This window comes from Rhizobium sp. A22-96, from assembly GCF_053521805.1.
Genome location: NZ_JBNWDQ010000004.1, coordinates 424,038 through 449,920 on the forward strand (window position 1 = coordinate 424,038; position 25,883 = coordinate 449,920).

Annotated in this window: 30 protein-coding genes; 15 read left to right on the top strand and 15 right to left on the bottom strand. The window is 60.0% G+C overall.

The genetic code is table 11. From position 1 onward, the window contains the following. Window positions 1-71 precede the first annotated feature (71 nt). The 4 genes from leuC to rplS all read right to left on the bottom strand — a co-directional run bounded on the left by leuC (window position 72) and on the right by rplS (window position 4,333). On the bottom strand, window positions 72-1,481 hold the full coding sequence (gene leuC / locus ACQZ6F_RS20275) for a 3-isopropylmalate dehydratase large subunit (protein ID WP_077471991.1): 1,410 nt from the start codon (window positions 1,479-1,481) through the stop codon (window positions 72-74). A gap of 276 nt (window positions 1,482-1,757) precedes the next feature. After that, complete coding sequence (locus ACQZ6F_RS20280) at window positions 1,758-2,636, bottom strand: amino acid ABC transporter permease (RefSeq protein ID WP_077471990.1); 879 nt, start codon at window positions 2,634-2,636, stop codon at window positions 1,758-1,760. A 34-nt stretch (window positions 2,637-2,670) separates the two neighbouring features. Beyond that, window positions 2,671-3,468: a basic amino acid ABC transporter substrate-binding protein gene (locus tag ACQZ6F_RS20285; protein ID WP_068394448.1), complete on the bottom strand. Its 798-nt coding sequence runs from the start codon at window positions 3,466-3,468 to the stop codon at window positions 2,671-2,673. A gap of 310 nt (window positions 3,469-3,778) precedes the next feature. Further along, on the bottom strand, window positions 3,779-4,333 hold the full coding sequence (gene rplS, locus ACQZ6F_RS20290) for a 50S ribosomal protein L19 (protein WP_068394446.1): 555 nt from the start codon (window positions 4,331-4,333) through the stop codon (window positions 3,779-3,781). Between the two features lie 422 nt (window positions 4,334-4,755). Here rplS and ACQZ6F_RS20295 point away from each other — a divergent pair, with 422 nt between their 5' ends. The 4 genes from ACQZ6F_RS20295 to ACQZ6F_RS20310 are packed head-to-tail and all read left to right on the top strand — an operon-like array spanning window position 4,756 to window position 6,270. Beyond that, window positions 4,756-5,079, top strand: a complete 324-nt coding sequence (locus ACQZ6F_RS20295; RefSeq protein ID WP_267552447.1) for an ArsR/SmtB family transcription factor — start codon at window positions 4,756-4,758, stop codon at window positions 5,077-5,079. Next, window positions 5,076-5,486, top strand: coding sequence for an SRPBCC family protein (locus ACQZ6F_RS20300; protein WP_449093858.1), 411 nt, complete (start codon window positions 5,076-5,078; stop codon window positions 5,484-5,486). The genes ACQZ6F_RS20295 and ACQZ6F_RS20300 overlap by 4 nt, the downstream gene beginning before the upstream one ends. A 37-nt stretch (window positions 5,487-5,523) precedes the next feature. After that, window positions 5,524-5,991, top strand: a complete 468-nt coding sequence (locus ACQZ6F_RS20305; RefSeq protein ID WP_449094111.1) for a DUF1801 domain-containing protein — start codon at window positions 5,524-5,526, stop codon at window positions 5,989-5,991. A 51-nt stretch (window positions 5,992-6,042) separates the two neighbouring features. Beyond that, the gene (locus tag ACQZ6F_RS20310) at window positions 6,043-6,270 is read left to right on the top strand and encodes a hypothetical protein (RefSeq protein ID WP_449093857.1); all 228 of its coding nucleotides are present in this window, start codon (window positions 6,043-6,045) and stop codon (window positions 6,268-6,270) included. 48 nt (window positions 6,271-6,318) lie between these two features. Here the strand turns inward: ACQZ6F_RS20310 and ACQZ6F_RS20315 are convergent, their stop codons facing one another. Beyond that, window positions 6,319-7,872, bottom strand: a complete 1,554-nt coding sequence (locus ACQZ6F_RS20315; RefSeq protein ID WP_449093856.1) for a winged helix-turn-helix domain-containing protein — start codon at window positions 7,870-7,872, stop codon at window positions 6,319-6,321. Window positions 7,873-8,125: 253 nt separating this feature from the next. On the opposite strand from ACQZ6F_RS20315, the gene ACQZ6F_RS20320 reads away from it, so the two are divergent. Then, window positions 8,126-8,848, top strand: coding sequence for an alpha/beta hydrolase (locus ACQZ6F_RS20320; RefSeq protein WP_246662498.1), 723 nt, complete (start codon window positions 8,126-8,128; stop codon window positions 8,846-8,848). 128 nt (window positions 8,849-8,976) lie between these two features. Here the strand turns inward: ACQZ6F_RS20320 and ACQZ6F_RS20325 are convergent, their stop codons facing one another. After that, window positions 8,977-9,537 (bottom strand): YcxB family protein, encoded by a 561-nt coding sequence (locus tag ACQZ6F_RS20325; protein WP_449093855.1) that lies wholly within the window; start codon window positions 9,535-9,537, stop codon window positions 8,977-8,979. A gap of 277 nt (window positions 9,538-9,814) precedes the next feature. Here ACQZ6F_RS20325 and ACQZ6F_RS20330 point away from each other — a divergent pair, with 277 nt between their 5' ends. Further along, on the top strand, window positions 9,815-11,002 hold the full coding sequence (locus ACQZ6F_RS20330) for a GAF domain-containing sensor histidine kinase (RefSeq protein WP_449093854.1): 1,188 nt from the start codon (window positions 9,815-9,817) through the stop codon (window positions 11,000-11,002). 38 nt (window positions 11,003-11,040) lie between these two features. Here the strand turns inward: ACQZ6F_RS20330 and trmD are convergent, their stop codons facing one another. The 5 genes from trmD to ffh form a co-directional block, all read right to left on the bottom strand. Beyond that, window positions 11,041-11,721 (bottom strand): tRNA (guanosine(37)-N1)-methyltransferase TrmD, encoded by a 681-nt coding sequence (gene trmD, locus ACQZ6F_RS20335; RefSeq protein WP_449093853.1) that lies wholly within the window; start codon window positions 11,719-11,721, stop codon window positions 11,041-11,043. A gap of 24 nt (window positions 11,722-11,745) precedes the next feature. After that, window positions 11,746-12,318: a ribosome maturation factor RimM gene (rimM, locus tag ACQZ6F_RS20340; protein ID WP_077472039.1), complete on the bottom strand. Its 573-nt coding sequence runs from the start codon at window positions 12,316-12,318 to the stop codon at window positions 11,746-11,748. Between the two features lie 184 nt (window positions 12,319-12,502). Continuing rightward, window positions 12,503-12,859 (bottom strand): 30S ribosomal protein S16, encoded by a 357-nt coding sequence (gene rpsP, locus ACQZ6F_RS20345; RefSeq protein ID WP_068394434.1) that lies wholly within the window; start codon window positions 12,857-12,859, stop codon window positions 12,503-12,505. A gap of 109 nt (window positions 12,860-12,968) precedes the next feature. Continuing rightward, entirely contained in the window at window positions 12,969-13,271 is a 303-nt protein-coding gene (locus tag ACQZ6F_RS20350; RefSeq protein WP_068394432.1) for a chorismate mutase, read from the bottom strand. 17 nt (window positions 13,272-13,288) lie between these two features. Beyond that, complete coding sequence (gene ffh / locus ACQZ6F_RS20355; RefSeq protein WP_449093852.1) at window positions 13,289-14,857, bottom strand: signal recognition particle protein; 1,569 nt, start codon at window positions 14,855-14,857, stop codon at window positions 13,289-13,291. A 375-nt stretch (window positions 14,858-15,232) separates the two neighbouring features. Between ffh and ACQZ6F_RS20360 the strand changes: the two genes are divergently transcribed. Next, complete coding sequence (locus ACQZ6F_RS20360; protein ID WP_449093851.1) at window positions 15,233-16,225, top strand: hypothetical protein; 993 nt, start codon at window positions 15,233-15,235, stop codon at window positions 16,223-16,225. Continuing rightward, window positions 16,222-17,241: an MBL fold metallo-hydrolase gene (locus ACQZ6F_RS20365; protein WP_449093850.1), complete on the top strand. Its 1,020-nt coding sequence runs from the start codon at window positions 16,222-16,224 to the stop codon at window positions 17,239-17,241. The genes ACQZ6F_RS20360 and ACQZ6F_RS20365 overlap by 4 nt, the downstream gene beginning before the upstream one ends. 82 nt (window positions 17,242-17,323) lie before the next feature. On the opposite strand, the gene ACQZ6F_RS20370 is transcribed toward ACQZ6F_RS20365, so the two are convergent. Further along, window positions 17,324-17,767 (bottom strand): SRPBCC family protein, encoded by a 444-nt coding sequence (locus tag ACQZ6F_RS20370; protein ID WP_449093849.1) that lies wholly within the window; start codon window positions 17,765-17,767, stop codon window positions 17,324-17,326. 224 nt (window positions 17,768-17,991) lie between these two features. Between ACQZ6F_RS20370 and ACQZ6F_RS20375 the strand changes: the two genes are divergently transcribed. From ACQZ6F_RS20375 to ACQZ6F_RS20405, 7 genes are all read left to right on the top strand, one after another. After that, on the top strand, window positions 17,992-18,573 hold the full coding sequence (locus ACQZ6F_RS20375) for a hypothetical protein (protein WP_449093848.1): 582 nt from the start codon (window positions 17,992-17,994) through the stop codon (window positions 18,571-18,573). 128 nt (window positions 18,574-18,701) lie between these two features. Further along, window positions 18,702-19,607: a diaminopimelate epimerase gene (gene dapF / locus ACQZ6F_RS20380; RefSeq protein WP_449093847.1), complete on the top strand. Its 906-nt coding sequence runs from the start codon at window positions 18,702-18,704 to the stop codon at window positions 19,605-19,607. Next, window positions 19,604-20,878, top strand: coding sequence for a tRNA (N(6)-L-threonylcarbamoyladenosine(37)-C(2))-methylthiotransferase MtaB (gene mtaB / locus ACQZ6F_RS20385; RefSeq protein WP_449093846.1), 1,275 nt, complete (start codon window positions 19,604-19,606; stop codon window positions 20,876-20,878). Before dapF ends, mtaB begins: the two co-directional genes overlap by 4 nt. A gap of 18 nt (window positions 20,879-20,896) precedes the next feature. Further along, window positions 20,897-22,402 (top strand): signal recognition particle-docking protein FtsY, encoded by a 1,506-nt coding sequence (gene ftsY, locus ACQZ6F_RS20390; protein WP_449093845.1) that lies wholly within the window; start codon window positions 20,897-20,899, stop codon window positions 22,400-22,402. Window positions 22,403-22,440: 38 nt separating this feature from the next. Further along, window positions 22,441-23,118, top strand: a complete 678-nt coding sequence (locus ACQZ6F_RS20395) for a septation protein A (protein ID WP_449094110.1) — start codon at window positions 22,441-22,443, stop codon at window positions 23,116-23,118. Beyond that, on the top strand, window positions 23,115-23,705 hold the full coding sequence (locus ACQZ6F_RS20400) for a DUF2585 domain-containing protein (RefSeq protein ID WP_077471976.1): 591 nt from the start codon (window positions 23,115-23,117) through the stop codon (window positions 23,703-23,705). Before ACQZ6F_RS20395 ends, ACQZ6F_RS20400 begins: the two co-directional genes overlap by 4 nt. Before the next feature lie 120 nt (window positions 23,706-23,825). Beyond that, complete coding sequence (locus ACQZ6F_RS20405) at window positions 23,826-24,221, top strand: hypothetical protein (protein ID WP_449093844.1); 396 nt, start codon at window positions 23,826-23,828, stop codon at window positions 24,219-24,221. Window positions 24,222-24,261: 40 nt separating this feature from the next. Here ACQZ6F_RS20405 and ACQZ6F_RS20410 read toward each other — a convergent pair whose 3' ends face one another. Genes ACQZ6F_RS20410 through ACQZ6F_RS20420 form a run of 3 tightly spaced genes read right to left on the bottom strand, consistent with a single transcriptional unit; the run spans window position 24,262 to window position 25,812 of the window. Next, on the bottom strand, window positions 24,262-24,879 hold the full coding sequence (locus tag ACQZ6F_RS20410) for a DsbE family thiol:disulfide interchange protein (protein ID WP_449093843.1): 618 nt from the start codon (window positions 24,877-24,879) through the stop codon (window positions 24,262-24,264). Continuing rightward, a complete protein-coding gene (ccmD, locus tag ACQZ6F_RS20415) occupies window positions 24,876-25,049 on the bottom strand; it encodes a heme exporter protein CcmD (RefSeq protein ID WP_077471973.1) in 174 nt (57 codons plus the stop codon). Before ccmD ends, ACQZ6F_RS20410 begins: the two co-directional genes overlap by 4 nt. Window position 25,050: 1 nt before the next feature. Then, window positions 25,051-25,812, bottom strand: a complete 762-nt coding sequence (locus tag ACQZ6F_RS20420; protein WP_174072492.1) for a heme ABC transporter permease — start codon at window positions 25,810-25,812, stop codon at window positions 25,051-25,053. Window positions 25,813-25,883: the final 71 nt, after the last annotated feature.

Sequence of the window (25,883 nt, forward strand, 5' to 3'; positions counted from 1 at the left end):
ATCGAACTCTTCGCGACAAACGAAAAGGGCGGCCTAAGGGCCGCCCTTTCCTATTCATGCTTTGAAGCGGATCAGTTCCACTCGCGGATATCGACGAAGTGTCCGGCGATCGCAGCGGCCGCGGCCATGGCCGGCGAGACCAGGTGCGTGCGGCCCTTGAAGCCCTGGCGGCCTTCGAAGTTGCGGTTCGACGTCGATGCGCAACGCTCGCCCGGCTTCAGGCGGTCGTCGTTCATGGCGAGGCACATGGAACAGCCAGGCTCGCGCCAGTCAAAGCCGGCCGCCTTGAAGATCTTGTCGAGGCCTTCGGCTTCCGCCTGTTCCTTCACGAGGCCGGAGCCCGGAACGATCATGGCGTCGACGGTGGAGGCAACGGTCTTGCCTTCGACGACCTTGGCGACGGCGCGCAGGTCTTCGATGCGGCCGTTGGTGCAGGAGCCGATGAAGACGCGATCGACGTTGATCTCGGTCATCGGCGTGCCCGGCTTCAGGCCCATATAGTCGAGGGCGCGCCACTTGGACGTACGCTTGGTCTCATCCTGGATTTCGTCCGGGTTGGGAACGACACCCTGAACGGAGATGACGTCTTCCGGCGATGAACCCCAGGAAACGATCGGCGGCAGCTGGGCGGCGTTGAGCGTGACGATACGGTCGTAATGTGCGCCTTCGTCCGATGTCAGCGTCTTCCAGTAGGCGATCGCTTGTTCCAGCTCTTCGCCCTTCGGCGCGCGCGGCTTGCCCTTGATATATTCGAAGGTGATCTCGTCCGGCGCGATCAGGCCGGCGCGGGCGCCGCCTTCGATCGACATGTTGCAGATGGTCATGCGACCTTCCATCGACAGCGCGCGAATGGCTTCGCCGGCATATTCGATGACGTAGCCGGTACCGCCGGCGGTGCCGATTTCGCCGATGATGGCAAGGATGATGTCCTTTGCGGTGACGCCGGGCGGCAGCTGGCCGTCGACCTGCACCAGCATGTTCTTGGCCTTCTTCTGGATCAGCGTCTGCGTGGCGAGCACATGCTCGACCTCGGAGGTGCCGATGCCGTGCGCCAGCGAACCGAAGGCGCCGTGCGTCGAGGTGTGGCTGTCACCACAGACGATGGTCATGCCTGGCAGGGTGAAGCCCTGCTCAGGGCCGATGATGTGAACGATGCCCTGACGCTTATCGTTCTCGGAGTAGTATTCAACGCCGAATTCGGCGGCATTCTTGGCCAGCTGTTCGACCTGGATGCGGCTTTCCTCGTTCTTGATGCCGAGGTGGCGATCGGCCGAGGTCGGAACATTGTGGTCGACGACGGCAAGCGTCTTCTGCGGTGCGTGGACCTTGCGACCGGTCATGCGCAGGCCTTCGAATGCCTGCGGCGACGTCACCTCATGAACGAGGTGGCGGTCGATATAGAGAAGACAGGTGCCGTCATCCTGTGCGTCGACCAGATGGTCATCCCAGATTTTATCGTAAAGTGTGCGTGGAGCGCTCATGGCTACAGATCCATATTGGCAGTGTCGTAAATGGGGATTGACGGATCAGGACCGCCGGCCTCGGGTGTGATCAGCGAAGTCGGCTGTTGAGCGCGCCAGAAATCATCGCAAAGAAGCGTGCCGGCAGGCGCTTATGGTCCTGCAGCACGAAAGCCGTGACGTAACGTCCGTCTTTGCTCATGATCTTACTCATGGCCATGCTCATATCAATTTTCAAAACCTTCGGCAATGGCGACGATAGGCTCTATCGGTACGGCCGGCATTTGACCGAACCGATCACACCTGTGCCCCGGGTGGCTGGCCCGCAGCCATCCGGGGGAAGGCGGAGCGATCGCTGCCGGAGCGGCGACGCATCCAGGCTTCGAGCTGCCGCAGCAACAGAGACAGGCCGACTGTCAGCAAGAGATAGATGAAAGCGAGGATCGACAACGTTTCGAAATAGCGGAAATTGGCCGAATAGTAGAGCTTGGCGAGCTGGCTGATATCGGCAACCCCGAGGACTGATACCAGCGAGCTGTCCTTGACCATCGCGATGAAATCGTTGGAGAGCGGCGGGAGGATGACGCGGATTGCCTGCGGAAAGACGACGAGGCGGAAGCGCTGGAAGCGGCTGAGGCCGAGTGCCTTTGCTGCCTCGATCTGGCCCTGGTCGACCGCCTGGATGCCGGCGCGGAAGATTTCGGCGATGAAGGACGAATAGGCGATCGTCAGCGCGATGATCGTGCGCCAGACGAAGGGCACGTCGCGGGTGATGAGCGGATTCGTCCAGCCGGCGGAGACCAATGGGGACGTGATGAAGTTATAGACGGCAACGAAGGCCGGCGTGCCGACAAAGGCGATATAGGAGAGCAGTACCAATATCGGGATGCCGCGCACAATCTCGATATAGAGGCGTGCCACTTGCCGCAGCACGAGGAAATCCGACAGGCCGAGCAGTGCAAGCCCCAGGCCAAGCAGCATGGCAAGCGTGAAGGCCACCAGCGTCACGAAGATTGTGACGCCGATGCCGTTCAGCAGAAGAGAGAAAATCTGGGTATAGAGGCCGTTCGCCGCAATTGCGAAAGAGGCGCCGATACCGAGGATGGCAAGGACGACCAACCACCAGGGAAAGTCTTCCTTGCCGCGGTGCCCGCCCGGGCCTGCCAAAGGTGCCATCAGAGCGGGCTTCCGGTATGTCGATCTGCAGCGTTCATTGGCCCATCTTGTAGTCGAGGAACCACTTCTTGTTCAGCGCTTCGAAGGTCCCGTCGGCCTTGAGGCTGGCAATCGCCGCGTTGACCGGAGCGACGAGATCGGAGCCCTTCTGGAAGATGAAGCCGAAATCCTCGGAGCCGAGGGGGCCGCCAATCAGTTTGAGGCCACCGTTGGAGGCATCGACATAGCCCTTGCCGGCCGTGCCGTCGGTCAGCACCATGTCGACGTCACCGGTCTTCAGAGCCTGCACGGTGGCGCCGAAGGTTTCGAAGGTCTTGATGCGCGGGTTCTGCTCGTTGCCGTCAAGGACCGAATAGACGGCGGTGTAGAAGGGCGTTGTGCCTGGCTGCGCGCCGATCAGGCCGTCCTTGAAGGCGGCGAAGCTCTTCGCCTCGGTGAAACGCTTCTCGTCACCGCGCACGAGCATGAACTGCTCGGAGCGCATATAGGGGTCGGAGAAATCGACCTTCTGCTTGCGGTCATCCTTGATGGTGATGCCGGTCATGCCGATGTTGTACTGGCCTTCGGAAACGGCCTGGATCATCGCGTCCCAGCTGGTGTTTTGGTACTCAACCTTGAAATTCAGGCGCTTGGCGATCTCGTTCATCGCGTCATATTCCCAGCCGATTGCCTTGTTGGTCTTTGGGTCGATGAACTGGAGCGGTGGGTAAGCATTTTCCGTAACGACGATGACGGTCTTGCCGTTAAGGTTCGGCAGGTCAGCGGCGAAGGAGGTGAAAGGGGCAAGCACGAGGGCGCTGAGGCCCAGAAGGAACGAACGACGGAATGCCATGGAAATTTCCCCGATTAGCGTGGCGCGAAAGTGTCATATTTGGAAAGCCAATGGCAAGGCTGTTGCCATGGCGGCAATCATAAAAAATGGGAAGGGAATTCTAAAAACAAGCGGTTGGTAGAAAATTTTTTACGGCATAATAAAGCAATTTTTTTCATAAATTAATCAAAATAATTGCTTCATGTAAATCATAAGAACATCTTTTATAGAAGCAGCCGGCGCATTTCTCTTGGAAATCCTCGAGGCGTCAGGCAATAAAAAAGGCGACCCGAGGGCCGCCTTTTTCATCGTGATCCCGATGGATCGAGACTTATTCTGCTGCCGGTTCAGCGGCTGCGGCGGCTTCAGCAGCTGCTGCTGCTTCGGCTGCGGCCTTTGCTTCGGCGGCTTCTGCTGCTGCCTTTTCGGCTGCCAGAGCCTGGGCTGCTGCAATCTTTTCAGCTTCGATGCGAGCCTTTTCCTCGGCAACTGCCTGGCGCTCGGCGTCGTTGAGCTTGCGGGCGCGGGTACCGGTGTTTTCAACGATACGGGCAGCCTTGCCGCGCAGGTCGCGCAGGTAGTACAGCTTGGCGCGACGGACCTTACCGCGGCGAACGATTTCGACGCTTTCGATCATCGGCGAGTAGATGGGGAATACGCGCTCGACGCCTTCGCCGTAGGAGATCTTGCGAACGGTGAAGTTCTCATGCAGGCCGCCGCCGGAGCGAGCGATGCAGACGCCTTCATAGGCCTGAACGCGGGTACGGTTGCCTTCCGTGACCTTCACGTTGACGCGAAGGGTGTCGCCAGCGGAAAAATCAGGGAGCGTGCGCTTGGCTTCGATCTTGGCAGCCTGTTCGGCTTCCAACTGCTGAATGATGTTCATGTTATCAACCTCGTTGTTGCTTCAACAGCCAGAGCGCCCAGAACGATCTATCCCCGGCCGGACCTCTAGAGGTCTCGCCTCGGATATATGCCTTTAAAGGCAGGGGCGAATACGTCTGCTTTTCTTTGGTGGTTGATGGGAAACTTCCCATGCCGGCCGCGCACATATCGCATTGTCATGGCTTTGTCACCCCTTTGCGGGGAATTTCGTCGCCTTTGTTGGATCTGGCGGGTTCAAAGGGCAGTTTTTGCCGCGAATTGGCTCGCATCGGAATTATCACCCGCCAAGGCAAATAGCCACGGGCGCTTGGGCATGGATGGTCGATCGCGCCTCTGGTGCGGATTCTTGTGTCCATGCCGCTTGACTCATTCATAGCTAACTGGCTATACGTTAATCCATAGCCAACGAGGTATGGGTTCCAGGTGGCAAACATTCATGACGCGCTCTTTAAAACGCTTGCCGATCCCACCCGCCGGGCCATTTTCGAACGGCTGTGCCGCGAAGGTGAGAAGACGGTCGGGGTTCTGACGGAGCGGGCCGGCGTTTCGCAACCGGTTGTCTCGAAGCATCTGGCGGTGCTGAAGCGGGCCGGGCTGGTGCGCGACCGTCACGAAGGCCGCCAGACACATTATAGCGCGCAGCTTTCGGCGCTTGCGCCGCTGATCGATTGGACGAGCCAAATGGCCGGTTTTTGGGAAAGCCGGTTCGATGATCTCGAAGATCTTCTGAAAAGGATGGACCAATGAACGACACATCGACTGAAATTCGCACCGTCGTCGTCGAACGGGAGGTGGCGTTTCCGCCGGAAAAGATCTGGCGCGCACTTACGCAGCCGCACCTGATCCAGGAGTGGCTCATGAAGAACGACTTCAAGCCCGTCGTCGACCATTCCTTCAAGCTGACCGCCGAATGGGGTTCCGTCGACTGTCAGGTTCTCGAGGTCGAGCCGAACAAGACGCTGGCCTATACCTGGAACGCCCATGGCCTCGAAAGCGTCGTCACCTGGATCCTCACGCCGAGGGGTGCGGGCACTCATCTGCGCATGGAGCAATCCGGCTTCCGGCGGGATCAGGAGCAGGCATACCAGGGCGCCAAATACGGATGGCAGCGGTTCTTTGCAAATCTGGAACAGGTTCTTGCGGGGCAAAGCTGAAGTCTGCCGCGACAACGAACCGCCGGTGATGACAATGATGAGGAAAGCGAGCGCAGCGATGAAGAAAAGCGACACGAGCGAAAACCATGAAGGGGCCACTCCCTCTCAGATCATCGATGCGAAAATCGCGGAGTTGGCTGGCTGGCGGGGCGAAATGCTGGCGCGCATCCGGCGCGTCATCAAGCAGGCCGATCCCGATGTGGTCGAGGAATTGAAATGGAGAGGCGTTCCGGTGTGGTCGCATGCCGGGATCATCTGCACCGGCGAAACCTACAAGAGTGCGGTGAAGATGACCTTTGCAAAGGGCGCTTCGTTGGAGGATCCGTCAGGCCTGTTCAACTCCAGCCTCGAAGGCAACACCCGGCGCGCGATCGATTTTCATGAAGGCGACGAGATCGATGAAGAGGCATTGAAGGCGCTCATTCTCGCCGCCGTGGCCTTGAACATGTCCTCGGCCAGTCGGCCGAAGGGGAAGTCACCCGCGCGTCCGGCAAAGCAGGCGTAGAGCAATCACCCATGCCGCCGGCCTTCGGCGCGTTCCCAAAGGGAGGTATCAATGAACTGGAGCAAGCATATCAGGCAGACCCATCGCTGGCTGTCGATCGTCTTCGCGGCAACGGTCATTGCAAACTTCGTCGCCATGGCCTTGGGGACGCCGCCCGCCTGGGTGGTCTATTCGCCGCTGTTGCCGCTCTTCCTGCTGCTATTCAGCGGCCTCTACATGTTCGCACGGCCTTATATCGCCAAGTGGCGCGGTGCCCAGCTTGGGCAGCCGGCGCCATAAGCGCAGACAGATGATCCGCAGCGGCTGGGGAGTGTCATCGGCAGCGCGCTAGTGCGGGAGGTCGGAGACGCAAATTCCCGCTTGGCGAAGCCCGAAAGCGACCCTGGCGAGGTCGTCGGGGTTTCTAAATGGCATACGGCCTATACCGTCGGCATAGGTATATCTGGGGTGTATCGCGAGAAGTTCGCGCCACGTCTCCCGAGCCTCGTCGATACGGCCCAGGCTTCCAAGCGCCGAGGCGAGGCACGCCCTGCTCATATCGGTTTCCGGGACCAGCGCGATCCTTTCCTTCAGCAGCGACACGGCTGTTTCGCAGTTGCCGATAATGATGTGGGCGACGCCAAGATGGTGAAGATAGGTCTGTGAAAAATGCGGATCCAATCTTATCGCCCGCTCGAGGTCGCGGATCGCCGCCCCGGGATTGCCGCTATACATTCGCAGCGTCCCTCTCAGGGACAGCGCCGGCGCAAAGTTCGGATTGAGGGAAAGGGCCGTCTCGACCTCGGTCTCCCACATCTCATAGTTCGTTTGGTATTTGGCGATCAGGGCTGCGACGCCGTGGGCGAGCGGATCATTCGGATCGCGCGCAATCGCCTCCGCCACGAGTTTGGCTGCTTCGTCTAGTGATCGATCCGAGTCCTCGGTCCAGCGATTGTAGTGATTGTGCGAGAGGGCCATTGCAAGAGCGGCATAGGGTGCCGCATATGCCGGATCGTGTGTCATGGCCTGGCGGAAGCATTCCACGGTGCGCCGGAATATATCGGCGTTCTGGGTGGCGCCCCGCTGCATCGCCCTGCCGCGAAGATAGGCCTGATAGGCGTCGGCGCTGGCCGTGCCTGCCGGGGAGAATGCGGGCCATTCGGCCGCTTCGACGGGATTCAGCACGGCGAGCAGTTCGGTTCCGATCCTGCGGGCGATGTCATCCTGAAGCGAGAAGATATCCGAAAGATCCCGGTCGTATTTTTCGCTCCATAGCTGCCCGCCTGTCATCCCGTCGCAGAGTTGGGCGATGATCCGGACCCGGCCGCCGCTCCTGCGGACGCTGCCTTCGAGCACAAACCGAACTCCCAGTTCCTCGGCGATCCTGCGGATATCGACGGAGCGGCGGCGATAGATGAAGCTGGAGGTGCGCGCGATCACCACCAGGCCGGGAACCTTGGACAGAGTCGTGATGATTTCATCGGCAAGACCATCGGCGAAGAAATCATCCTCTTCCTCTGAGCAGAGGTTTGCGAAGGGCAGCACGGCTATCGACAATCTTTCGCGCCGGACGCTGCGTTCGCTTGCTTCCTTCGGCTGCGCGCGAAAACAATAGCCGACGCGCGGAATGGTATCGATCCATTCACGCCCCTCGGCATCGAGCCCGATTGCCTTGCGAAGAAGGGCAATCTGGACGGAAAGATTGCTCTCCTCCACGGCCCGCCCGGCCCAGGCGGCATCGATCAGCTCTTCCTTGGCTACGATTTCACCTTGCCGCCTCAGCAATACCTCGAGCAGCAGAGCGCCTCTTCGACCAAGCGGCACTCTTTGGCCGTTTCTGGTCAGCGTCCCATTTTCCGGGTTGAGGAGGAATTCGCCGAAGGCAGAACGTCGTCTCAGCATCAAATTGGTTTTCCGCCGGCTTTGGCGTGCAGGAACGGCAGAGGTCGATCCGTTGCCATTCATGGACCTATGGTTTCACGTCGTCAGTTGAGGCGCAGTATAGGCATCCGATTTCAAACTTCTTCGGAAATTTTTCGGCAGATCTTCGATACCCGCCCGGGCCGTCTCTATAGGCTTTCTCCGTTGTATCAATCACGGGAGAGATCCATTGATAAAATTATCCTCGGTTCTGGCAATCGCGGCGGCGAGCCTTCTGGCCGTTCCGGCCTTTGCAGCTGACAGCGCCAAAAAATCAATCGTTCTTGTTCATGGCGGCTTTGTCGATGGATCGGGCTGGGAGGGCGTTTACAGCAAGCTGAAGAAGGACGGTTACGACGTCACGATCGTTCAGAATCCCACCATTTCGCTGGCCGACGATGCTGCCGTCACCAAGCGTGCGATCGATGCCGCCAAGGGCGATGTCATCCTGGTCGGCCATTCCTATGGCGGCGCCGTCATCACGGAAGCCGGCAGCGATCCGAAAGTCGCCGGTCTGGTCTACATCACTGCTTTTGCTCCGGATGCCGGGGAATCCGTTATCTCGGTGCTGAAGACCAATTCGCCGAAGGACGCGGCACCGCCGCCGATTCTTCCGCCGCAAGACGGCTTCCTGTTCCTCGACAAGACGAAGTTCGCGGCAGCTTTCGCCGCCGACGTGAAGCCTGACGTTGCGCAATTCATGGCAGCCTCGCAGGTTCCCTGGGGCCTTGCTGCGGCCAGCGGCACGGTCACCAACCCGGCATGGAAAAACAAGAAGAGCTGGTACCTGGTGACGACCGAAGACCGCATGATCCCGCCGGCAGTGCAACGGATGATGGCCAAACGCGCCGGCGCCACCACGGTCGAAGTGGCCGGAAGCCACGCCATCTATGTCTCGAAGCCTGCTGCTGTTGCCAAGCTTATCGAAACAGCCGCGGAAAGCGCCGCCACGAAATAGGCGTGGTCGGGGTCTCCGCTACCGAGCCGCCGAGGGCATCCCGCTGCATCTGCACGGGATGCCTGCCTTTAATGGCGAAAGGGACGATGATGGGCTGCGCACAGGCGAAAAAGGGACGAACGAGACTGTCAAAACTGGCGATGATCCGGCACATTGATGGCGAAAGCCTGTAATTCGTCGATCTGATCATTCGTCAGGACGCGCTTTGGCACGATCCTGTAGAGACGCTGCGATTCATAGAACAGCATGCAATGGCGATCCTGCCGTGCCTTCAGGAAATCACTCCATTGCAGCCGTGCTTCGCCAAAATCGCTCCAAAGGTGCACCCCATTCTCGGTCCATGAAAAATGATAGGGTTTCTGCAGCGTTTTTTGCTCGCGGAAGGTTCGTCTCGCTGCTCGTCCGCCCATCGTGTAAACGATCAGAAAGGGGATGCCGATGATCGCGATGAGCGCCGGGATCGCGAAACCGAGGATGGATAGAAATGCGCCGTGCGCATCGACCAGGCCACCCACGAGAATTCCGTAAGCCACCATTCCCAGAAGCCATGTGATCGCAAGGCGGATCAGTCCGCCTCTGCTGCGAAGGTGTTGCCGAAAATGCAGGCGGAGTGCGTGGACCAGATCCTGCGGCTCGAGCTGAATGACAATGTCCGCTCGTTTTTCATCGTCACGCTTGAGTTCAGACAAAGACTTCCTCCAATTGCAATTCTGCCCATGGCCGTCAGGGGGCGTGGGTTGATGTGCAATTCCTCAATCACGTTCGCGGCCCTACGACTTTTGGCAGCAATTCCCGAAAGATAGTGCGGCACTTCCAAAAGCACATGGCCGCCGTCAGTGTCGATTGACCCATTCAGATATGCCGCGCAAACGGGTTGTTGCGGTATGTCAAAAGTTATTGCGTCCACAGATGGTGGACGTTATCGTCCGGCATACAAATTGATATTACACCCTGCTTAATGGGCGAATGACACAAGATTTTCAGAGCGACATTCAGGCGGTTCAACGGATAGCCGCCGTACCGACGATTCTCGACGTTGTGTGCAGCACGACCGGCATGGGTTTTGCTGCTGTTGCGCGCGTTACCGAGGACCGGTGGATCGCCTGTCAGGTGCTGGACAATGTCCACTTCGGTCTGCCTGCCGGAGGAGAGCTCAAGGTTGAGACGACGCTTTGCCACGAGGTGCGCCAGCATCACGAGGTCATCGTCATCGATAATGTCGCCGAAGACCCGATCTATGCCGATCATCATACCCCGCGGATATATGGCCTGCAGAGCTATATTTCCGTCCCGATCGTTCTGCCTGACGGCACCTTCTTCGGGACATTATGCGCCATCGATCCCAAGCCGCATAAGCTCAGCAACCCACAGACGCTTGCAACCTTCAAGCTGTTCGCCGAGTTGATAGCCTATCATCTCGACGCCGGCTCCAAGCTGAGTGCCGCACGCACGGATCTGCTCGATGCGCAGGCGGCATCGGAATTGCGCGAGCAGTTCATCGCCGTGCTCGGCCATGACCTGCGCAATCCGCTGGCCTCGATCGATGGCGGCACCCGCATGCTGCTCAAGGAGCCCCAGAGCCAGACCGCGCAGACGATTTTGACATTGATGCGCGGCAGCGTGCTTCGCATGTCCCGGTTGATCGACAACGTGATGGACTTTGCGCGCGGGCGATTGGGCGGCGGTATAGGACTCGAGAGAATTTCCGGGATATCGCTCAATTCCACGCTTGAGCAGGTTGTGGCGGAAATTACATCTGCTCATCCTGAACGCAGCTTCGAAACCGATATAGATGTGCAGGATGACGTGCGCGTCGATCATGGCCGTATCGGCCAGATGCTATCGAATATCCTGGGCAATGCGGTCACGCACGGATCCGCCGATGCGCCGGTTCGCGTCTCAGCCTTCGTCAAGGACAGCACTCTTTACATATCGGTTGCGAATGGGGGCAATCCCATTCCGGATGCTGCAAAAGTGCTGTTGTTCCAGCCGTTCAGCCGAGGCGAAGCGGGAACGAGCCAGCAAGGGTTGGGGCTGGGGCTCTATATCGCTTCCCAGATCGCCGAGGCTCATGGCGGACGCCTGGAAGTCAGCTCGGATGAACGTGAAACGAAGTTCACCTTCACGATGCCGATAGAGCCGACCCGGCCATGATCTGATCGTCGCCGGACCGGCGAGGTGGCTAAACCCTGTTACTTTTCCAAGAGATCCGGCCGGCGTGCCCGCGTCAGTTCTTCGGCCTGTTCTTTCTGCCATTTCGCGATGGCGGCGTGGTTGCCCGAGGTCAGCACGGCAGGGATCTCGCGATCCTCCCAGATCTGCGGACGAGTATAGTGCGGGTGCTCCAGCAGGCCGCCCTCGAAGCTTTCGTGCAGGCCCGAAAGGTCGTTGCCCATGACGCCGGGCAGGATGCGGACGATGGCATCGAGCAGGATCAGCGCCGCCGGCTCGCCGCCGGAGAGGATGTAGTCGCCGATCGAGATTTCCTCCAGATCACGCCCGTCGATCACCCGTTGGTCGACGCCTTCGAAGCGGCCGCAGATGATGATGACGCCATCGCCAGCGGCAAGCTCGCGCACGCGCTTCTGGGTCAGCGGCTTGCCGCGCGGACTCATCAGCAGGCGCGGCCGGCTATCGTTTTTGCTGGCATGGTCGATGGCGCGGGCAAGCACATCCGGTTTCAGCACCATGCCGGCGCCGCCGCCGGCGGGCGTGTCATCGACGGTGCGATGCTTGTCGGTGGTGAAATCGCGGATCTGCACGGTGTCGAGTGCCCATTGGCCGCGCTCGATCGCCTTGCCGGCAAGGGACGTGCCGAGATGGCCGGGAAACATCTCCGGATAAAGCGTGAGGATGGTCGCCCGGAAACTCATGGCGCGGTCACTTCCCAATGAGGATTACTTCTTCGTCTTGCCTTCCGGCTTCTGCGGCTTGCCGATGAGGTCGTCGGGGTTGTCGACAAGCCCGGCTGCCAGAGGATCGATCAGGATCTTGCCGCCTTCCAGATCGATTTCGAGCACGGCTGCTTCGGAAAAAGGGATCAATACCGGGCGCTTGCCCGGGCCCTTCAGCTCCAGGAGATCACCGGCGCCGAAATCATAGACGCCGCTGACCGTGCCGTAGCCGGTACCCTTGTCGTCGACCGCTTCCAGTCCTTCGAGATCAGCGTAGAAGAATTCGTCGTCGTCGAGCTCGTCATCCGGCAGGTTGTCGCGCTCGATGTAGAGCTCCAGCCCGTTCAAAGCCTCGGCGGCGTTGCGGTCGTTGACGCCGCGCAGCCGCACCACGACCACGTTCTTGGCTTCGCGGATTTCCAGCACCTCGAAGCTGCGGCCGTCCATGCTGTGCAGATGGCCATAGTCGCCGAGTGCCGTGGGGTCGGAGGTATAGGCGCGAGCCCGCACCTCGCCCCTGAGGCCCTGTGCCGCGCCAATGGTCGCCATCAATACCGGGTTTTGCAGTTTCGTCATGGTCTCTTCGCCGATTGCCGGGATCATCGCATAATTCCTCAAATCGGAATCGACTTTATGAATTATGCAGCAGATCTAAGGCGCTGTCGTTGCGTTCTCTCATAGGATGAACATTTGCCGATGGGAAATAAAAAACGGGCGACATGTCGCCATGCCGCCCGTTTTTGATGATTGCAAAGGCCGATTATTCGGCAGCAGCGGCGTCAGCGGCCTTCTGTGCCTTTTCAGCAGCGCGTTCCTGAGCGCGCTTGCCCGGCTTTGCCTTTTCCGGGTTGTTCTTGGCTTCGCGGGTAGCGACGCCTGCTTCAGCGAGGAAGCGCAGAACGCGGTCGGTCGGCTGAGCGCCGTGGTCGAGCCAATGCTTGATGCGCTCGGCATCGAGCTCAACGCGCTTGGCGTCGTCCTTGGCGAGCATCGGGTTCCAGGAACCGACCTTCTCCAGGAAACGGCCATCGCGCGGCGAACGAGCATCGGCGATAACGACGTGGTAGTACGGGCGCTTCTTGGAGCCACCGCGGGCGAGACGAATTTTCAGTGCCATAATTTCTACTCCTTAGGCTTTTCTTGACCGCTTCGTTGAGGCGGTATGTTCGTTTCTGTTATGCGTGTCGCAGGCGTTCTCTCGATAAGCCGCTTGACGCAATTCGGGATCACGCCTTCAGATCGGCTGCGATCTGCTCGTGATGCCGGATGACTTCCTTGATGACGAAGTTCAGGAACTTCTCGGCGAAATCCGGGTCCAGATTGGCGTCCTTTGCCAGACGGCGCAGGCGTTCGATCTGGTATTCTTCGCGCGCCGGGTCGGCCGGCGGCAGTTCGTACTTGGCCTTCAGCACGCCGACCTCTTTGGTACAGCGGAAGCGTTCAGCCAGCATATGCACCAGCGCGGCATCGATATTGTCGATGGACTGGCGGTAGTTGCCCAATTGGGCCTTTACTTCTGGATCAATCATGGGGGTCAACGATCCTTTCACTTCTTCTTCGGCAAACCGGGAAGTCCCGGGAAACCACCACCGAGGCCCGGCAGCTTGGCGCCGCCCAGACCTGGCAATCCGCCACCGCTACCGAGGCCCGGCAGGCCGCCTGGACGGCCGAGGCCGGCGGCTTCGGCCTGCTTTTGCAGGGCTTCGAGCTGTTTTGGGTCCATGTTCGACAGGTCGGGCATTCCGCCCATTCCGCCGCCAAGACCCATCTTGCCGGCAAGGCCGCCCATCAGCTGCTTCATCATGCCGCCTTTGCCCTTGCCGCCCATCATCTTCATCATATCCGCCATCTGGCGGTGCATCTTCAGAAGCTTGTTGATGTCGGAGGCGTCGGTACCGGAGCCGGCGGCGATGCGCTTCTTACGGGAATGTTTCAGGATGTCCGGGTTGGCGCGCTCGGCCTTGGTCATCGAGGAGATGATGGCGAGCTGGCGGCCGAAAAGCTTGTCGTTCAGACCGGCGGCGGCCATCTTGTCCTTCATGCCGGACATGCCGGGCATCATTCCCATGATGCCGCCCATGCCGCCCATGTTCTGCATCTGGCGCAGCTGGTCTGCGAGGTCGTTCAGGTCGAACTTGCCCTTGGCCATCTTGGCGGCCATGGCGGCCGCCTTTTCGGCGTCGATATTCTCGGCTGCTCTCTCGACCAGCGAAACGATGTCGCCCATGCCGAGGATACGGTCGGCGATACGGCGGGGATGGAATTCCTCCAGCTCGCCCATCTTTTCGCCGACACCGATCAGCTTGATCGGCTTGCCTGTCACGGCGCGCATCGAAAGGGCCGCACCGCCGCGGCCATCGCCGTCCATGCGGGTCAGCACGAGGCCGGTAATGCCGACGCGCTCATCGAAATTGCGGGCGAGATTGACCGCGTCCTGACCGGTCAGCGAATCCGCGACCAGAAGGATTTCGTGCGGGTTGGACCGCTTCTTGATGTCGGCCATCTCGACCATGAGCGGCTCGTCGATATGCGTGCGGCCGGCGGTATCGAGAATGACGACGTCATGGCCGCCGAGCTTGGCGGCCTGCACGGCGCGGGCGGCGATATCGGTCGGCGACTGGCCGGCGATAACGGGAAGCGTGTCGATGTTGGCCTGGACGCCGAGCTGGCGCAGCTGCTCCTGCGCTGCCGGACGGCGCGTGTCGAGCGAGGCCATCAGGACCTTCTTGCGGTCGCGGCTCGTCAGGCGATGGGCGATCTTGGCAGAAGTGGTGGTCTTGCCCGAGCCCTGGAGGCCGACCATCATGACGACGACCGGGGCCGGCGCGTTGAGGTCGATGCCCACACCGTCGCCGCCGAGCATTTCGATCAGCTCGTCATGGACGATCTTGACGACCATCTGGCCCGGCTTGATCGACTTCAGGATCTCGGCGCCGACGGCCTTTTCACGGACGCGGTCGGTAAAGGAGCGAACAACGTCAAGCGCCACGTCGGCTTCGAGAAGCGCACGGCGAACCTCGCGCAGTGCTGCGGAAACATCGGCTTCCGAAAGCGCGCCGCGGCCTGTCAGTCCATTCAGAATGGAACCAAGACGGTCCTGGAGGTTTTCAAACATCAGTTCTTCCTTATCGATCGCCTGGAGCTTTGGATTTGCGCATATGCGCGGGTCTTTGCCCGAAAACGTCGTGCTTTTCCATGACGAAAACAAGACGCAAAGCCAAAAACCACCCGAGGGCGCATCGCGCTGTCGGGTGTTGACCTCCGGGATCTCTTTATACCTTTATGGGTCCCGGTCGGTGGCTCGGAGGCTTGTGCTCGTCGCAGATTGCGGGCGATAAACAGGAAAAGGTCATCAAAGTCAACCCAAAGCGGCGGAAATGCCTGGGATGCATGCCCAATATCACTATATGAACGTCGCTTTGCCACCAATACAAGCCTCCCACTATCCTATCGACCCCCGCCTAAAGATGATTTTCCGAGACAGATCAGAATGAATGATGCAGCCCTGACCAATCTTCTTGCCGCCTGTCGCATCTATGCCGGCGGCCGGGTCGATGCGCGGTTCAACGCGGCGGCGCAGGCCTTTTATGCCGACGCCAAGGTGCAGCCGAAAATCGTAACGAGGGCGGCACGGGAGCTGCGCGGCCTGCCGCCGCCCGGAGCGGCGATCCTGGCCAATATGCTCGGCACCATCGCCGAGACTGGCGGTTCGGCGGAGCGCAGCGGCCCGGCCGTGTGGGAGCTTTTTACCGCCTGGCTGCCGCAGATCCATCGTGGCTTTGCCAGCCGCAAGGAATTGAGCCCCAAGCAGCGGCAGCTGCTCGAGGCCTTTCAGCTGCTTGGCCAGTCCGCCGTCACGCATCTCGCCGCGATGCCGAAAGAGCGCGCGCTTGCCGCCGGTGACGTCAATCTGATGGCGCAGCTGGCCCAGCTGCAGGACTATACTCCGGGGGCTGCCTGGGTGCGCCATATGCTTCTGAGCCGCAGCGACCGCTTGCTCGTCCTGCATGGGCCGAGTGGACGCGGCTTCCGCTTGCGGTACGAGAATATCGTCAACTGCTTTCATCTGTTGACGCTGATCCAGTCCGCCTTCGGTGAGACGCTGCCGGGCGGCCGCGCGCCCAACAGGTTCATTGTCGATATGGCGCGCTGCGTCACCGTGGTGGAGGAGGGCAATGACGAGCCCTGGTGGCGCTATGAAACGGTGCAGCCCGATTTATCCGGCACCACAGAGATATCGGGCGAGGCCTCCGTTGATACTATTGCGCGCGTCGAGGGCACGCAGGTCATTCTGCTGTCGCCCTCGCTCGAAGGCGCGGCGTTCTGGGATACGAGCTTCTTCACGCCGCAGCTTTTTGCCATGCCTGCGAATGTCGTGATCGAGGAAACGCTCACGGCACGCGAGACCGAAGAGTGGCTGGCAAAGGTTGGTCTACCAGCGAAACCTGAAGCGACGGATGAGCGAAAGGCGGACGGAGAATGACGACAGCATCAGGTCCCGGCCGAAAGCGGAATCCCTATTATCAAGGCCCGACATCAGACCATTTCGATGGCCTGCGCTTCTTCAATCCGGGCGGGGTCGGGCCGGGCAATTCGCTTGATCTGCTGAAATGGCAGCTCGCCGGCGGCCGGGTGCGCTGGCCCAATCCTGTCATCAGCATGTTTCCGCCCGCCAAGCCCGACCGGCATGTATTTGGCCAGCAGATGCGGGTGACGATGGTCGGGCATGCCTCGATGTTGGTGCAGATTGCCGGCCTGAACATCCTGACGGATCCGGTCTGGTCGGAGCGGGTCAGCCCGTTCCGCTCGGTCGGGCCGAAGCGCGTGGTGCCGCCCGGCATCCGCTTCGAGGACCTGCCGCCCGTCGACCTCGTCCTCGTCACGCATAATCATTACGACCATTTGGATGTTGCGACGCTCGCGCGGCTGCAGACGGCACACCGGCCGAAGATCGTCACCCCGCTCGGCAACGATACGATCATCCGCCGCGCCGTTGCCGATGCCGATATCGCCGTTGTCGATTGGGGCGATCGCATTGCCGTCAAGGGCGGGGTGACCATTGACGTCGAGCCCTGCCATCACTGGTCGGCGCGCGGTATGGGCGACCGGCGCATGGCGCTTTGGGCGGCTTTCGTGCTGACGACGCCGGCTGGCAAGATCTACCATGTGGGCGATACCGGCTTTCACGATGGTATCAATTATGAGGCCGTCAGGCAGAAGCATGGCGGCTTCCGGCTCGCGATCCTGCCTTTTGGCGCCTACGAGCCGCGCTGGTTCATGAAGGGCCAGCACCAGAACCCGGAAGAGGCAGTGAAGGGCATGAAGCTCTGCAGCGCCGCCTATGTCGCCGGGCATCATTTTGCGACGTTCCAGCTGACGGACGAGGGGATCGATGCGCCGGTGCAGGCGCTGGACGTGGCGTTGAAGGCGGAGGGCGTGGAGCCGGATCGCTTTCGTCCGCTCAGGGCAGGGGAAGTGTTCGACGTGCCGGTGGTTTGACGAATGGCGCCGGTGGGAACCGAAAACCCCTTCTCCCCGGAGGAGAAGGGGTTGTTTGCAGAGGCCTTCTGGCTGCTGCGCTTTACTGCGTGATCTCCGGCTCGGCGAGCTTTGCCAGATTGATCAGCGATTCCTGCCAGCCGAGATAGCAAGCCTCTGGCGGAATGAGGTCCGGTATGCCTGCCTGGGTGATGTTCACCTCGGTTCCGACGAGAACCTTCTTCAAGGTCACGGTCACTTCCATTTCGCCCGGCAGGTTAGGGTCGTCGAATTTATCGGTGTAGCGCACCAGCTCGCCGGGGACGAGTTCGCGAAACTCTCCGCCGAAGCTGTGGGTTTCGCTGGTCGTAAAATTGCGGAACGACATCTTGAAGGTACCGCCGACGGTGCCTTCGAAATGATGCACGCTGCAGGCAAAGCCATTCGGCGGCAGCCACTTGGCAAGCGCATCCGCTTCGATGAATGCGCGATAGACCTTCTCCGGGCTCGTGGCCAGGACGCGGTGCAGGCGGATGGTATTCGGCATGGCTATGTTCCTTCTGGTTTGACGGAGTGGACGAGCCTAGGACGAGTGAGGTTTCCGTGATCCGACACTTGGATCGAATTTTTTATGAGATAGTCAGTTCTCGGGCCAAATCGACCACACCGCGATAGCCTCAGAGGCTGACTTCAATCATTTCTAGCGTATTGAAACAGCAACCGAAGGTATATCATATTGGTGCAGACGGTAGTTTGACGAGTGATTGTTCGATGAATAAGTCAATAGGTGGAAATGTGGGACATCCGCGTGGCAAGCCAATCAGGATTCTTTTTGGAACCTGGCTGTTGCTCGGTATTCTACCTTTTCCCATCGCCTTGGGCGGCATGGTACTTGGCTATCGTTTTCTGCCATCGACCGAATGGGTTTCGACAGTTGGCGGCTTTGGCACCTCCACGGGTTTGGCGCTGGGGATATTGATATGCGGGCTCTCTCTAGTCCGGCAGGATTTATTACCAGGAGGTAATATCAAGAAAGCGATGGTCGTCTTATTCTCCCCTCTGTTTGGTTATGTTTTGGGAAGGAATGCGGTGATCATCGCTGGACCGATGGTCTTGGCTTTAGTGGCAGGGCATCATGTGGAACTTCCTTATACGATTGCACGTGCTAATAAATCCAATGAGCGGCACTGCGATTCGCCGCTGAAACTTCAGGGGCTGGTGTTCTACTTCGACACATTATGCGATGTCCCTGATGACATCAGGAAAGGTCTCAGGCTTGGTATGCCCATCCTGGTTGAAGGTCGTGGTACAAGTTACGGTGTTTTCGCAAGTGGATTGCCTCAAGACGATTGATGCCAGCGATCGGCACGCCTCCCCACTGTTATCAAGCCCGCCGTAGCGAGCCGAGGGATTATCATCCCACTGGTAATTCCCCCGCATTTCCGCCATATACAGCTCGAAACACAGACGGACATACCACCATGAGCAATACGGTCGAATTCGCGAGGATGAACGGGCTTGGCAACAAGATCCTGATTATCGACATGCGTGGCCGCAAGGATGCGGTGACGGCCGAGGCGGCGATTGCGCTCAATGCTGATCCGGCCACCCAGTTCGATCAGATCATGGCGATCCACGATCCGAAGGCTCAGGGAACCGATGCCTGGATCGATATCCTCAATTGCGATGGGACCAAGGCGCAGGCCTGCGGCAACGGTACGCGCTGTGTCGTGCAGGCGCTGGCGGCCGAGACGGGAAAGAAGGTTTTCACCTTCCAGACTGTCGCCGGCATTCTGAATGCCGTCGAGCATGAGGACGGGACGATCTCCGTCGATATGGGTAAGCCGGTATTCGCTTGGGACAAGATCCCCGTTGCCGAAGAATTCGTCGACACCAGCCGCATCGAGCTGCAGATCGGGCCGATCGACAATCCCATCCTGCATTCGCCTTCCGTCATGTCGATGGGCAATCCGCATGCGATCTTCTGGGTCGACAAGGACCCGATGTCCTTCGATCTCGCCCGTTTCGGGCCGCTGCTGGAAAACCATCCGATGTTTCCCGAGCGTGCCAATATCACGCTGGCGCAGGTTCTCTCTTCGACGACGGTACGCACCCGCACCTGGGAGCGCGGTGCCGGTCTCACGCTTGCCTGCGGTTCCGCCGCCTGTTCCGCCGCCGTCAGTGCCGCCCGCACGGGCCGCACCGGCCGCAAGGTGACCATCGATGTCGCCTCCGCGCCGGCGCCGAGCCAGCTGACCATCGAATGGCGGGAGACGGACGACCATGTCGTCATGACCGGCCCTGCCGAATGGGAGTGGTCCGGCACCGTCGATCCCGTGACGGGCAGCTTTTCGCGCGATCCGGAGCAAGGGGCTCAGGCGCGGTGAGCGGGGTCGAGGTCATTACCTTCGGCTGTCGTCTCAACACCTATGAATCCGAAGTGATGAGGGCTGAGGCGGAAAAAGCCGGGCTCAACAACGCCATTCTGGTCAACACCTGTGCCGTGACGGGAGAGGCTGTGCGCCAGGCACGCCAGGCGATCCGCCGCGCGCGACGTGACAATCCGCATGCCCGCATCATCGTCACAGGCTGTGCCGCGCAGACCGAAAAGCAGACCTTTGCCGAAATGGCCGAAGTGGATGCCGTTCTCGGCAACGAAGAGAAGCTGAAGGGCGCCTCCTATCGAGCGCTTCCGGATTTCGGCGTTTCGGCGGAAGAGAAGCTGCGCGTCAACGATATCATGAGCGTGCGGGCGACCGCCCCTCAGATGATCCGCCATATCGACGGCCATGTGCGCGCCTTCATCCAGGTGCAGAACGGTTGCGATCATCGCTGCACTTTCTGCATCATTCCCTATGGCCGCGGCAATTCGCGCTCGGTGCCGATGGGCGCGGTGGTCGATCAGGCTCGTAACTTGGTCGAAAGCGGTTATCGCGAGCTCGTGCTGACCGGCGTCGATGCCACGAGCTATGGCGCCGACCTGCCGGGAACGCCGACGCTCGGCCTGCTTGCCAAGACGCTTTTGAAGCAGATCCCCGAAATCCGCCGGCTGCGGCTCTCCTCGATCGACAGTATCGAAGCTGATCAGCATCTGATGGGCCTCATCGCCGACGAGCCGCGCTTCATGCCGCATCTGCATCTCTCGCTGCAGCATGGCGACGACATGATGCTCAAGCGCATGAAGCGGCGGCACTCGCGCGCCGATGCTTTTCGTTTTATCGAGGATGTGCGCCGCCTGCGACCCGAAACGAGCTTCGGCGCCGATATGATCGCCGGCTTTCCCACTGAGACGGAAGAGATGTTTGCCAATGCCGTTGGTCTTGCCGAAGAGGCCGGCATCGCGCATCTGCATGTTTTTCCGTATAGCCCACGCCCCGGCACGCCGGCCGCCCGCATGCCGCAGCTCGACCGTAATCTGATCAAGGAACGCGCCGCCCGTTTGCGCGCGGCTGGACAAAGACTGCATCTGACCCATCTCGACAGCATGGTCGGAACGCGGCAATGGCTGCTCATTGAGAATAATGGGCTTGCCCATACCGAAAACTTCACGCTTGCCGCCGCCCCCGGCCTTCGCCCGCGCGACCTTGTGCAGGTCGCAATCACCGGCCACAATGGCAAGCACCTCGACATGCAACTTCTAGCCGCCAACGCGGCTTAATGCTTCAACGGATACTTCATGGCGCTCGGTTTCATCAAAAAAGTCTTCACCTTCGGCCGTGAAAAGCCGGTTGAAGAGCCGGCGCCTGCGGAGGTAGTTACGCCGGATGTAGCTGCGCCGGAGACGGAGGCGGTTGTCGTTGAGCCTTCCGCTACGCCCGAGTTCGCTGAGCCTGCGTCGCCCCCCTCTGTCCCTTCGGGACATCTCCCCCACGAGGGGGGAGATCGTTTGGAGGATGCCGCGCCTGTTCAACAGGTGCAACAGCTTGAAAAGCCTGAAGAGGCAGCTGTTTCGCCTCAAGTGGAGGCTTTGGCGTCCGAGCTAGCCGTAGATTCCGAGCCCGCCTTAGGTAATGTGGTTGCTGAACCCCAACAGGCCGAAAGCACCGAAGCTGATGTGGTGTCGGAAGAGCACCCCATCGAAACGATCTCCCCCCTTGTGGGGGAGATGTCCGATAGGACAGAGGGGGGTGACGAAGGCGCGGCAGACGCGGACCTAACGTCGAAAGACGCCAACACCGCCCCCGTGCTCCCCAAGGGCTTCGCCACCGTCACCAACGTCCCCGAGCCCACCCCGGAAGCACCGAAACAAAAGCTTTCCTGGTTCCAGCGCCTGCGTGCCGGTCTTGCGCGTACCTCGTCGCAGCTAACCGGCCAGATCGCAGCGCTCTTCACCAAGCGCAAGCTCGACGATCAGACTCTACAGGATCTGGAGGATCTGTTGATCCAGGCCGATCTTGGCGTCGAGACGGCGATGCGGGTCACCGATACGCTGGCCTCCGAGCGCTATGGCAAGGACGTCACGAGTGAGGACGTTGGCCGCATCATGGCGCAGGAAATCGCCAAGGTGCTGAAGCCGGTCGCCAAGCCGCTGCAGCTCGATCTCAGCCACAAGCCGCATGTCATCCTCGTCGTCGGCGTCAACGGCACCGGCAAGACGACGACCATCGGCAAGCTGGCCTCGAAACTCTCAGGTGCCGGGCTGAAGGTCATGGTCGCCGCCGGCGACACGTTCCGTGCTGCCGCCATCGAGCAGTTGAAGATCTGGGCCGACCGCACCAAGTCGGAGTTCATCGGCACCAAGCTCGGAGCTGATGCCGCCGGCCTTGCCTTCGATGCCTTCCAGCAGGCCAAGGCCAATAAAAGCGACGTGCTGATCATCGACACCGCCGGCCGCCTGCAGAACAAGGCGGAGCTGATGGCCGAGCTTGAGAAGATCGTCCGTGTGCTCGGCAAGCTCGATCCGGATGCGCCGCATACCGTGTTGCAGACGCTTGATGCCACCACGGGCCAGAATGCCTTGAACCAGGTGGAAATCTTCCGCAATGTCGCGGGCGTCAACGGGCTGATCATGACGAAGCTCGACGGTACGGCGCGTGGCGGCATTCTTGTCGCCATCTCGGCCAAGCATAAGCTGCCGGTCTATTTCATCGGGGTCGGCGAAGGTGTAGACGATCTCGAGCCGTTCGAGGCGGAGGATTTCGCCAATGCCATCGCAGGGACAGGCGGCGGAAGCAGCCAATGAACGACAAGAACAAATTCGACGATAGCGAAAGTGCCGCAATGACGACCAGCGACAACGAACTCACCCCAAGTGCCGCCGACAAGCATCATCCGATGCTGAAGCTGGTGCTGGAACTCGGGCCCTTGCTGGTATTCTTCTTCGGCAATCTGCGTGGAGAGTGGCTGGCACAGCAATTTCCGCAGTTGGCGGCGCTTGGCGGCCCCCTTTTCGTCGCCACCGGCCTGTTCATGGCGGCAACGGTGCTCTCGCTCGTCGTCTCGAAGGTCATGCTCGGCCATCTGCCGCTGATGCCTTTCGTATCGGGCATCGTCGTCCTCGTCTTCGGCGCGCTCGGCATCTACCTGCAGAACGAAACCTTCATCAAGATGAAGCCAACCATCGTCAACGCCCTGTTCGGCGTGGTGCTGCTCGGCGGCCTTGCCTTTGGCAAGTCGCTGCTTGGCTATGTCTTCAATGCCGCCTTTCAGCTGGATAGCGAAGGCTGGCGCAAGCTGACGCTGCGCTGGGGCCTGTTTTTCCTGGTTCTGGCCGTGCTCAATGAGGTCGTCTGGCGGCTGTCGAACTGGTACTACCTGCCCGACACCAAGGCTGCCGACAATCTCTGGGTCAACTTCAAGGTCTGGGGAACGATGCCGATCACCATCCTCTTCACCCTGTCGCAGATGCCGTTGATCATGAAACATACGATCGAGCAACCGGCGGAATCAGGTAAATGACCGAAGCCGTCGACGCGCAAAACCGCTACCGGCAGCAAAACTTCTGGTTCATCGCCTGCGCTCTCGTTCTGCTCGTGCAGATCGTGGCGGAATATATGATGGGCCGCGTGCCGATCTGCACCTGCGGCTACGTGAAGCTTTTCGAGCCTGTGGTGAAATCCAGCGGCAATTCGCAGCATATCGCCGACTGGTACACGCCATCGCACATCATCCACGGCTTCCTCTTCTTCGGCCTCACCCATCTGATCATGCGCCGCAAGCCACTGTCGATGCGCCTGTTCGTTGCCATGCTGATCGAATCCGGCTGGGAGCTTTTGGAAAACTCGCCCATCATCATCAACCGTTACCGGGCGGCGACGATCTCGCTCGATTATGTCGGCGACAGTATTCTGAACTCGGCGATGGACGCGGTGTTCATGGTGGTCGGCTTTTTCTTTGCCTGGCGCGCACCGGTGGTGGTGACGATTGCCATCGCCATCTTCTTCGAGCTGCTGACGGGCTACCTGATCCGCGACAATCTCACGCTCAATGTGCTGATGCTGGTTTGGCCGGTCGAGGCGATCAAGACCTGGCAGGGTGGGATTTAGCCGATTTTTAAATTTGGCGATGGCAGCGTTCGCCATTGCCAAAAATCGCCATAAAATTGCATTTACTCACGTAATGTCACGGCAAAGTCGTTGCTGGTGTACGATCTTGCGGGGGAGCAGATGTCGAGCATCGCAGTCGCAGTGCTATTGGCCGTAATCACATCCAAATCGCCGGCAGGGTTCACCGAGGCCGGACCTCTGATTGCCGATTGTAGCAGCTCTCGGCAACTTGTTTCCGGCTATGTCATCGGCTGGCTGGACAAATGGAATCGAGACGATTTTCTCGCGCGTCGCGGCATTGCTCAATCGATCCCCAATGTCCGGGCGATGACGAACTGGGGCTATTTCGGCGAGTCCGTCGGCGTTGATATCTGCATTCCGCCGCAGATTGATCCAGCAAAAATCACCGGCATGTTCTGCGATTTCCTTACCCACAATCCAACACTGAAGGATGCGCCGGCAGAAGACGTCATGAACACGTTCACGCGCGGCAATTTCCTCTGTGACAAGAAATAATTGCCGTTGTTTCGGCTCAAAGCAGAATGTGTGTCGGACTTCAGGATGCTGGCTTCCCCAGAGCCTTCTCAATCGCCGGATAGAGCCCTTCCTTCAGGCTGGTGGCCGTAAACGGACCGACCTGCTTGTAGAGGATCGTGCCGTCAGGCGAGACGAGGTAGCTCTCCGGGATGCCGTAGACGCCCCAGTCGATGGCGGCGGTGCCGTTGGGGTCGATGCCGATGGCGTTATAGGGATTGCCGAGTTCGCCGAGGAAGCGCAAGGCGTTCTCGCTCGTATCCTTGTAATTGATCGCGACGATGTTGAGCCGGCCGTCCTTGGCAAGTTCTTTCAGCACAGGATGCTCGTCGCGGCAGGGAATGCACCACGAGGCGAAGACGTTGACGAGGGTGAGCTTACCCTTGATGGCGTCGTCGGTCAGCGACGGCAAATTGGAGCCTTCGAGCGGCGGCAAAGCGAGTTTCGGCGCCTTCGTGCCGATCAGTGCCGAGGGGATGGCGGAGATGTCAGTGCCGTGAACTTCCTGGTCATACATGACCTTGCCGACAGCAAGCGCGATGCAGGCAAAGACGATCAGCGGGATCAGCGCCAGCAAATAGCGCGCGGTGCCGCCGCCGCCGGATTTCGGCTGGTCCTTGTTATCGGCATCGGTGGTCATTTTGCATCGCCTTCGGGCGGGCGCTGCGAACGGCGGCGAATGCCGGATGCTTCGAGAGCCGCCAGTTCGCGGCGGCGCAGGCGTCCGTCGATCCATGTCCAGGCGATGATGGCCAGGATCATGACGGCGGCAAAGCCGTAGGAGCCGAAGACGTAGAAGGGATGGGTCATGCTATTCCTCCCGGCTTGCCATGCGCGCGGCGATGCGGCGCTGCGCGGCGATGCGGCGGCGCCAGATCTCGTTGCGGATCGCCATCAGATGCAGCGTGAAGAACAGCAGCGTGAAGGCCAGCGCCATGATAAAGAGCGGCCAGAGGAATTCCGCGTCGATGGCCGGGCCATCCATGCGCATGATGCTTTCCGACTGATGCAGCGTGTTCCACCAGTCGACCGAGAACTTGATGATCGGAATGTTGATGAAGCCGACCAGCGTCAACACGGCGGCGACGCGGGCGGCCTTGGACGGATCGTCCATGGCGCGGTTGAGCGCGATCAGGCCGAGATACATCAGGAACAGGATGAAGACCGAGGTCAGGCGCGCATCCCAGACCCAATAGGTGCCCCACATCGGCTTGCCCCAGAGCGAGCCGGTGACGAGCGCGATCAGGGTGAAAGCGGCGCCGAGCGGGGCGGCAGTCTTGCCGGCGACGTCGGCCAGCGGATGGCGCCAGACCAGCGTGCCGATCGCCGACATGCTCATGATCGTGTAGCACATCATCGAAAGCCAGGCGGCGGGAACGTGGATATACATGATGCGGACGGTATCGCCCTGCTGGTAGTCGCCTTCGGTGGAGAAGGAAAGATAGAGGCCGATCGCTAGGAGTATGGCCGTGATCGCCGCCAGCCAGGGAATGAGACGCGCCGAAAAAGCCAGGAACCGCGTGGGGTTGGCGAGGTCGGAAAATCGGCTGATCGCAGGGCTGATATCGCTCATGCGGCTTGTTTAACCCGATATGGCTTTTCCGGCAATCGACAGCATTGTCTCAGATGAGCGAAACAGTATCT

What these genes read in the sequence shown, in the direction of transcription:
- leuC (WP_077471991.1), bottom strand. Translation starts at nt 1,481, where the DNA reads ATGAGCGCTCCACGCACACTTTACGATAAAATCTGGGATGACCATCTG.
- ACQZ6F_RS20280 (WP_077471990.1), bottom strand. Translation starts at nt 2,636, where the DNA reads ATGGCACCTTTGGCAGGCCCGGGCGGGCACCGCGGCAAGGAAGACTTT.
- ACQZ6F_RS20285 (WP_068394448.1), bottom strand. Translation starts at nt 3,468, where the DNA reads ATGGCATTCCGTCGTTCGTTCCTTCTGGGCCTCAGCGCCCTCGTGCTT.
- rplS (WP_068394446.1), bottom strand. Translation starts at nt 4,333, where the DNA reads ATGAACATCATTCAGCAGTTGGAAGCCGAACAGGCTGCCAAGATCGAA.
- ACQZ6F_RS20300 (WP_449093858.1), top strand. Translation starts at nt 5,076, where the DNA reads ATGAACGACACATCGACTGAAATTCGCACCGTCGTCGTCGAACGGGAG.
- ACQZ6F_RS20305 (WP_449094111.1), top strand. Translation starts at nt 5,524, where the DNA reads ATGAGGAAAGCGAGCGCAGCGATGAAGAAAAGCGACACGAGCGAAAAC.
- ACQZ6F_RS20310 (WP_449093857.1), top strand. Translation starts at nt 6,043, where the DNA reads ATGAACTGGAGCAAGCATATCAGGCAGACCCATCGCTGGCTGTCGATC.
- ACQZ6F_RS20315 (WP_449093856.1), bottom strand. Translation starts at nt 7,872, where the DNA reads ATGCTGAGACGACGTTCTGCCTTCGGCGAATTCCTCCTCAACCCGGAA.
- ACQZ6F_RS20330 (WP_449093854.1), top strand. Translation starts at nt 9,815, where the DNA reads ATGACACAAGATTTTCAGAGCGACATTCAGGCGGTTCAACGGATAGCC.
- trmD (WP_449093853.1), bottom strand. Translation starts at nt 11,721, where the DNA reads ATGAGTTTCCGGGCGACCATCCTCACGCTTTATCCGGAGATGTTTCCC.
- rimM (WP_077472039.1), bottom strand. Translation starts at nt 12,318, where the DNA reads ATGACGAAACTGCAAAACCCGGTATTGATGGCGACCATTGGCGCGGCA.
- rpsP (WP_068394434.1), bottom strand. Translation starts at nt 12,859, where the DNA reads ATGGCACTGAAAATTCGTCTCGCCCGCGGTGGCTCCAAGAAGCGCCCG.
- ACQZ6F_RS20350 (WP_068394432.1), bottom strand. Translation starts at nt 13,271, where the DNA reads ATGATTGATCCAGAAGTAAAGGCCCAATTGGGCAACTACCGCCAGTCC.
- ffh (WP_449093852.1), bottom strand. Translation starts at nt 14,857, where the DNA reads ATGTTTGAAAACCTCCAGGACCGTCTTGGTTCCATTCTGAATGGACTG.
- ACQZ6F_RS20360 (WP_449093851.1), top strand. Translation starts at nt 15,233, where the DNA reads ATGAATGATGCAGCCCTGACCAATCTTCTTGCCGCCTGTCGCATCTAT.
- ACQZ6F_RS20365 (WP_449093850.1), top strand. Translation starts at nt 16,222, where the DNA reads ATGACGACAGCATCAGGTCCCGGCCGAAAGCGGAATCCCTATTATCAA.
- ACQZ6F_RS20370 (WP_449093849.1), bottom strand. Translation starts at nt 17,767, where the DNA reads ATGCCGAATACCATCCGCCTGCACCGCGTCCTGGCCACGAGCCCGGAG.
- ACQZ6F_RS20375 (WP_449093848.1), top strand. Translation starts at nt 17,992, where the DNA reads ATGAATAAGTCAATAGGTGGAAATGTGGGACATCCGCGTGGCAAGCCA.
- dapF (WP_449093847.1), top strand. Translation starts at nt 18,702, where the DNA reads ATGAGCAATACGGTCGAATTCGCGAGGATGAACGGGCTTGGCAACAAG.
- ftsY (WP_449093845.1), top strand. Translation starts at nt 20,897, where the DNA reads ATGGCGCTCGGTTTCATCAAAAAAGTCTTCACCTTCGGCCGTGAAAAG.
- ACQZ6F_RS20395 (WP_449094110.1), top strand. Translation starts at nt 22,441, where the DNA reads ATGACGACCAGCGACAACGAACTCACCCCAAGTGCCGCCGACAAGCAT.
- ACQZ6F_RS20400 (WP_077471976.1), top strand. Translation starts at nt 23,115, where the DNA reads ATGACCGAAGCCGTCGACGCGCAAAACCGCTACCGGCAGCAAAACTTC.
- ACQZ6F_RS20405 (WP_449093844.1), top strand. Translation starts at nt 23,826, where the DNA reads ATGTCGAGCATCGCAGTCGCAGTGCTATTGGCCGTAATCACATCCAAA.
- ACQZ6F_RS20410 (WP_449093843.1), bottom strand. Translation starts at nt 24,879, where the DNA reads ATGACCACCGATGCCGATAACAAGGACCAGCCGAAATCCGGCGGCGGC.
- ccmD (WP_077471973.1), bottom strand. Translation starts at nt 25,049, where the DNA reads ATGACCCATCCCTTCTACGTCTTCGGCTCCTACGGCTTTGCCGCCGTC.
- ACQZ6F_RS20420 (WP_174072492.1), bottom strand. Translation starts at nt 25,812, where the DNA reads ATGAGCGATATCAGCCCTGCGATCAGCCGATTTTCCGACCTCGCCAAC.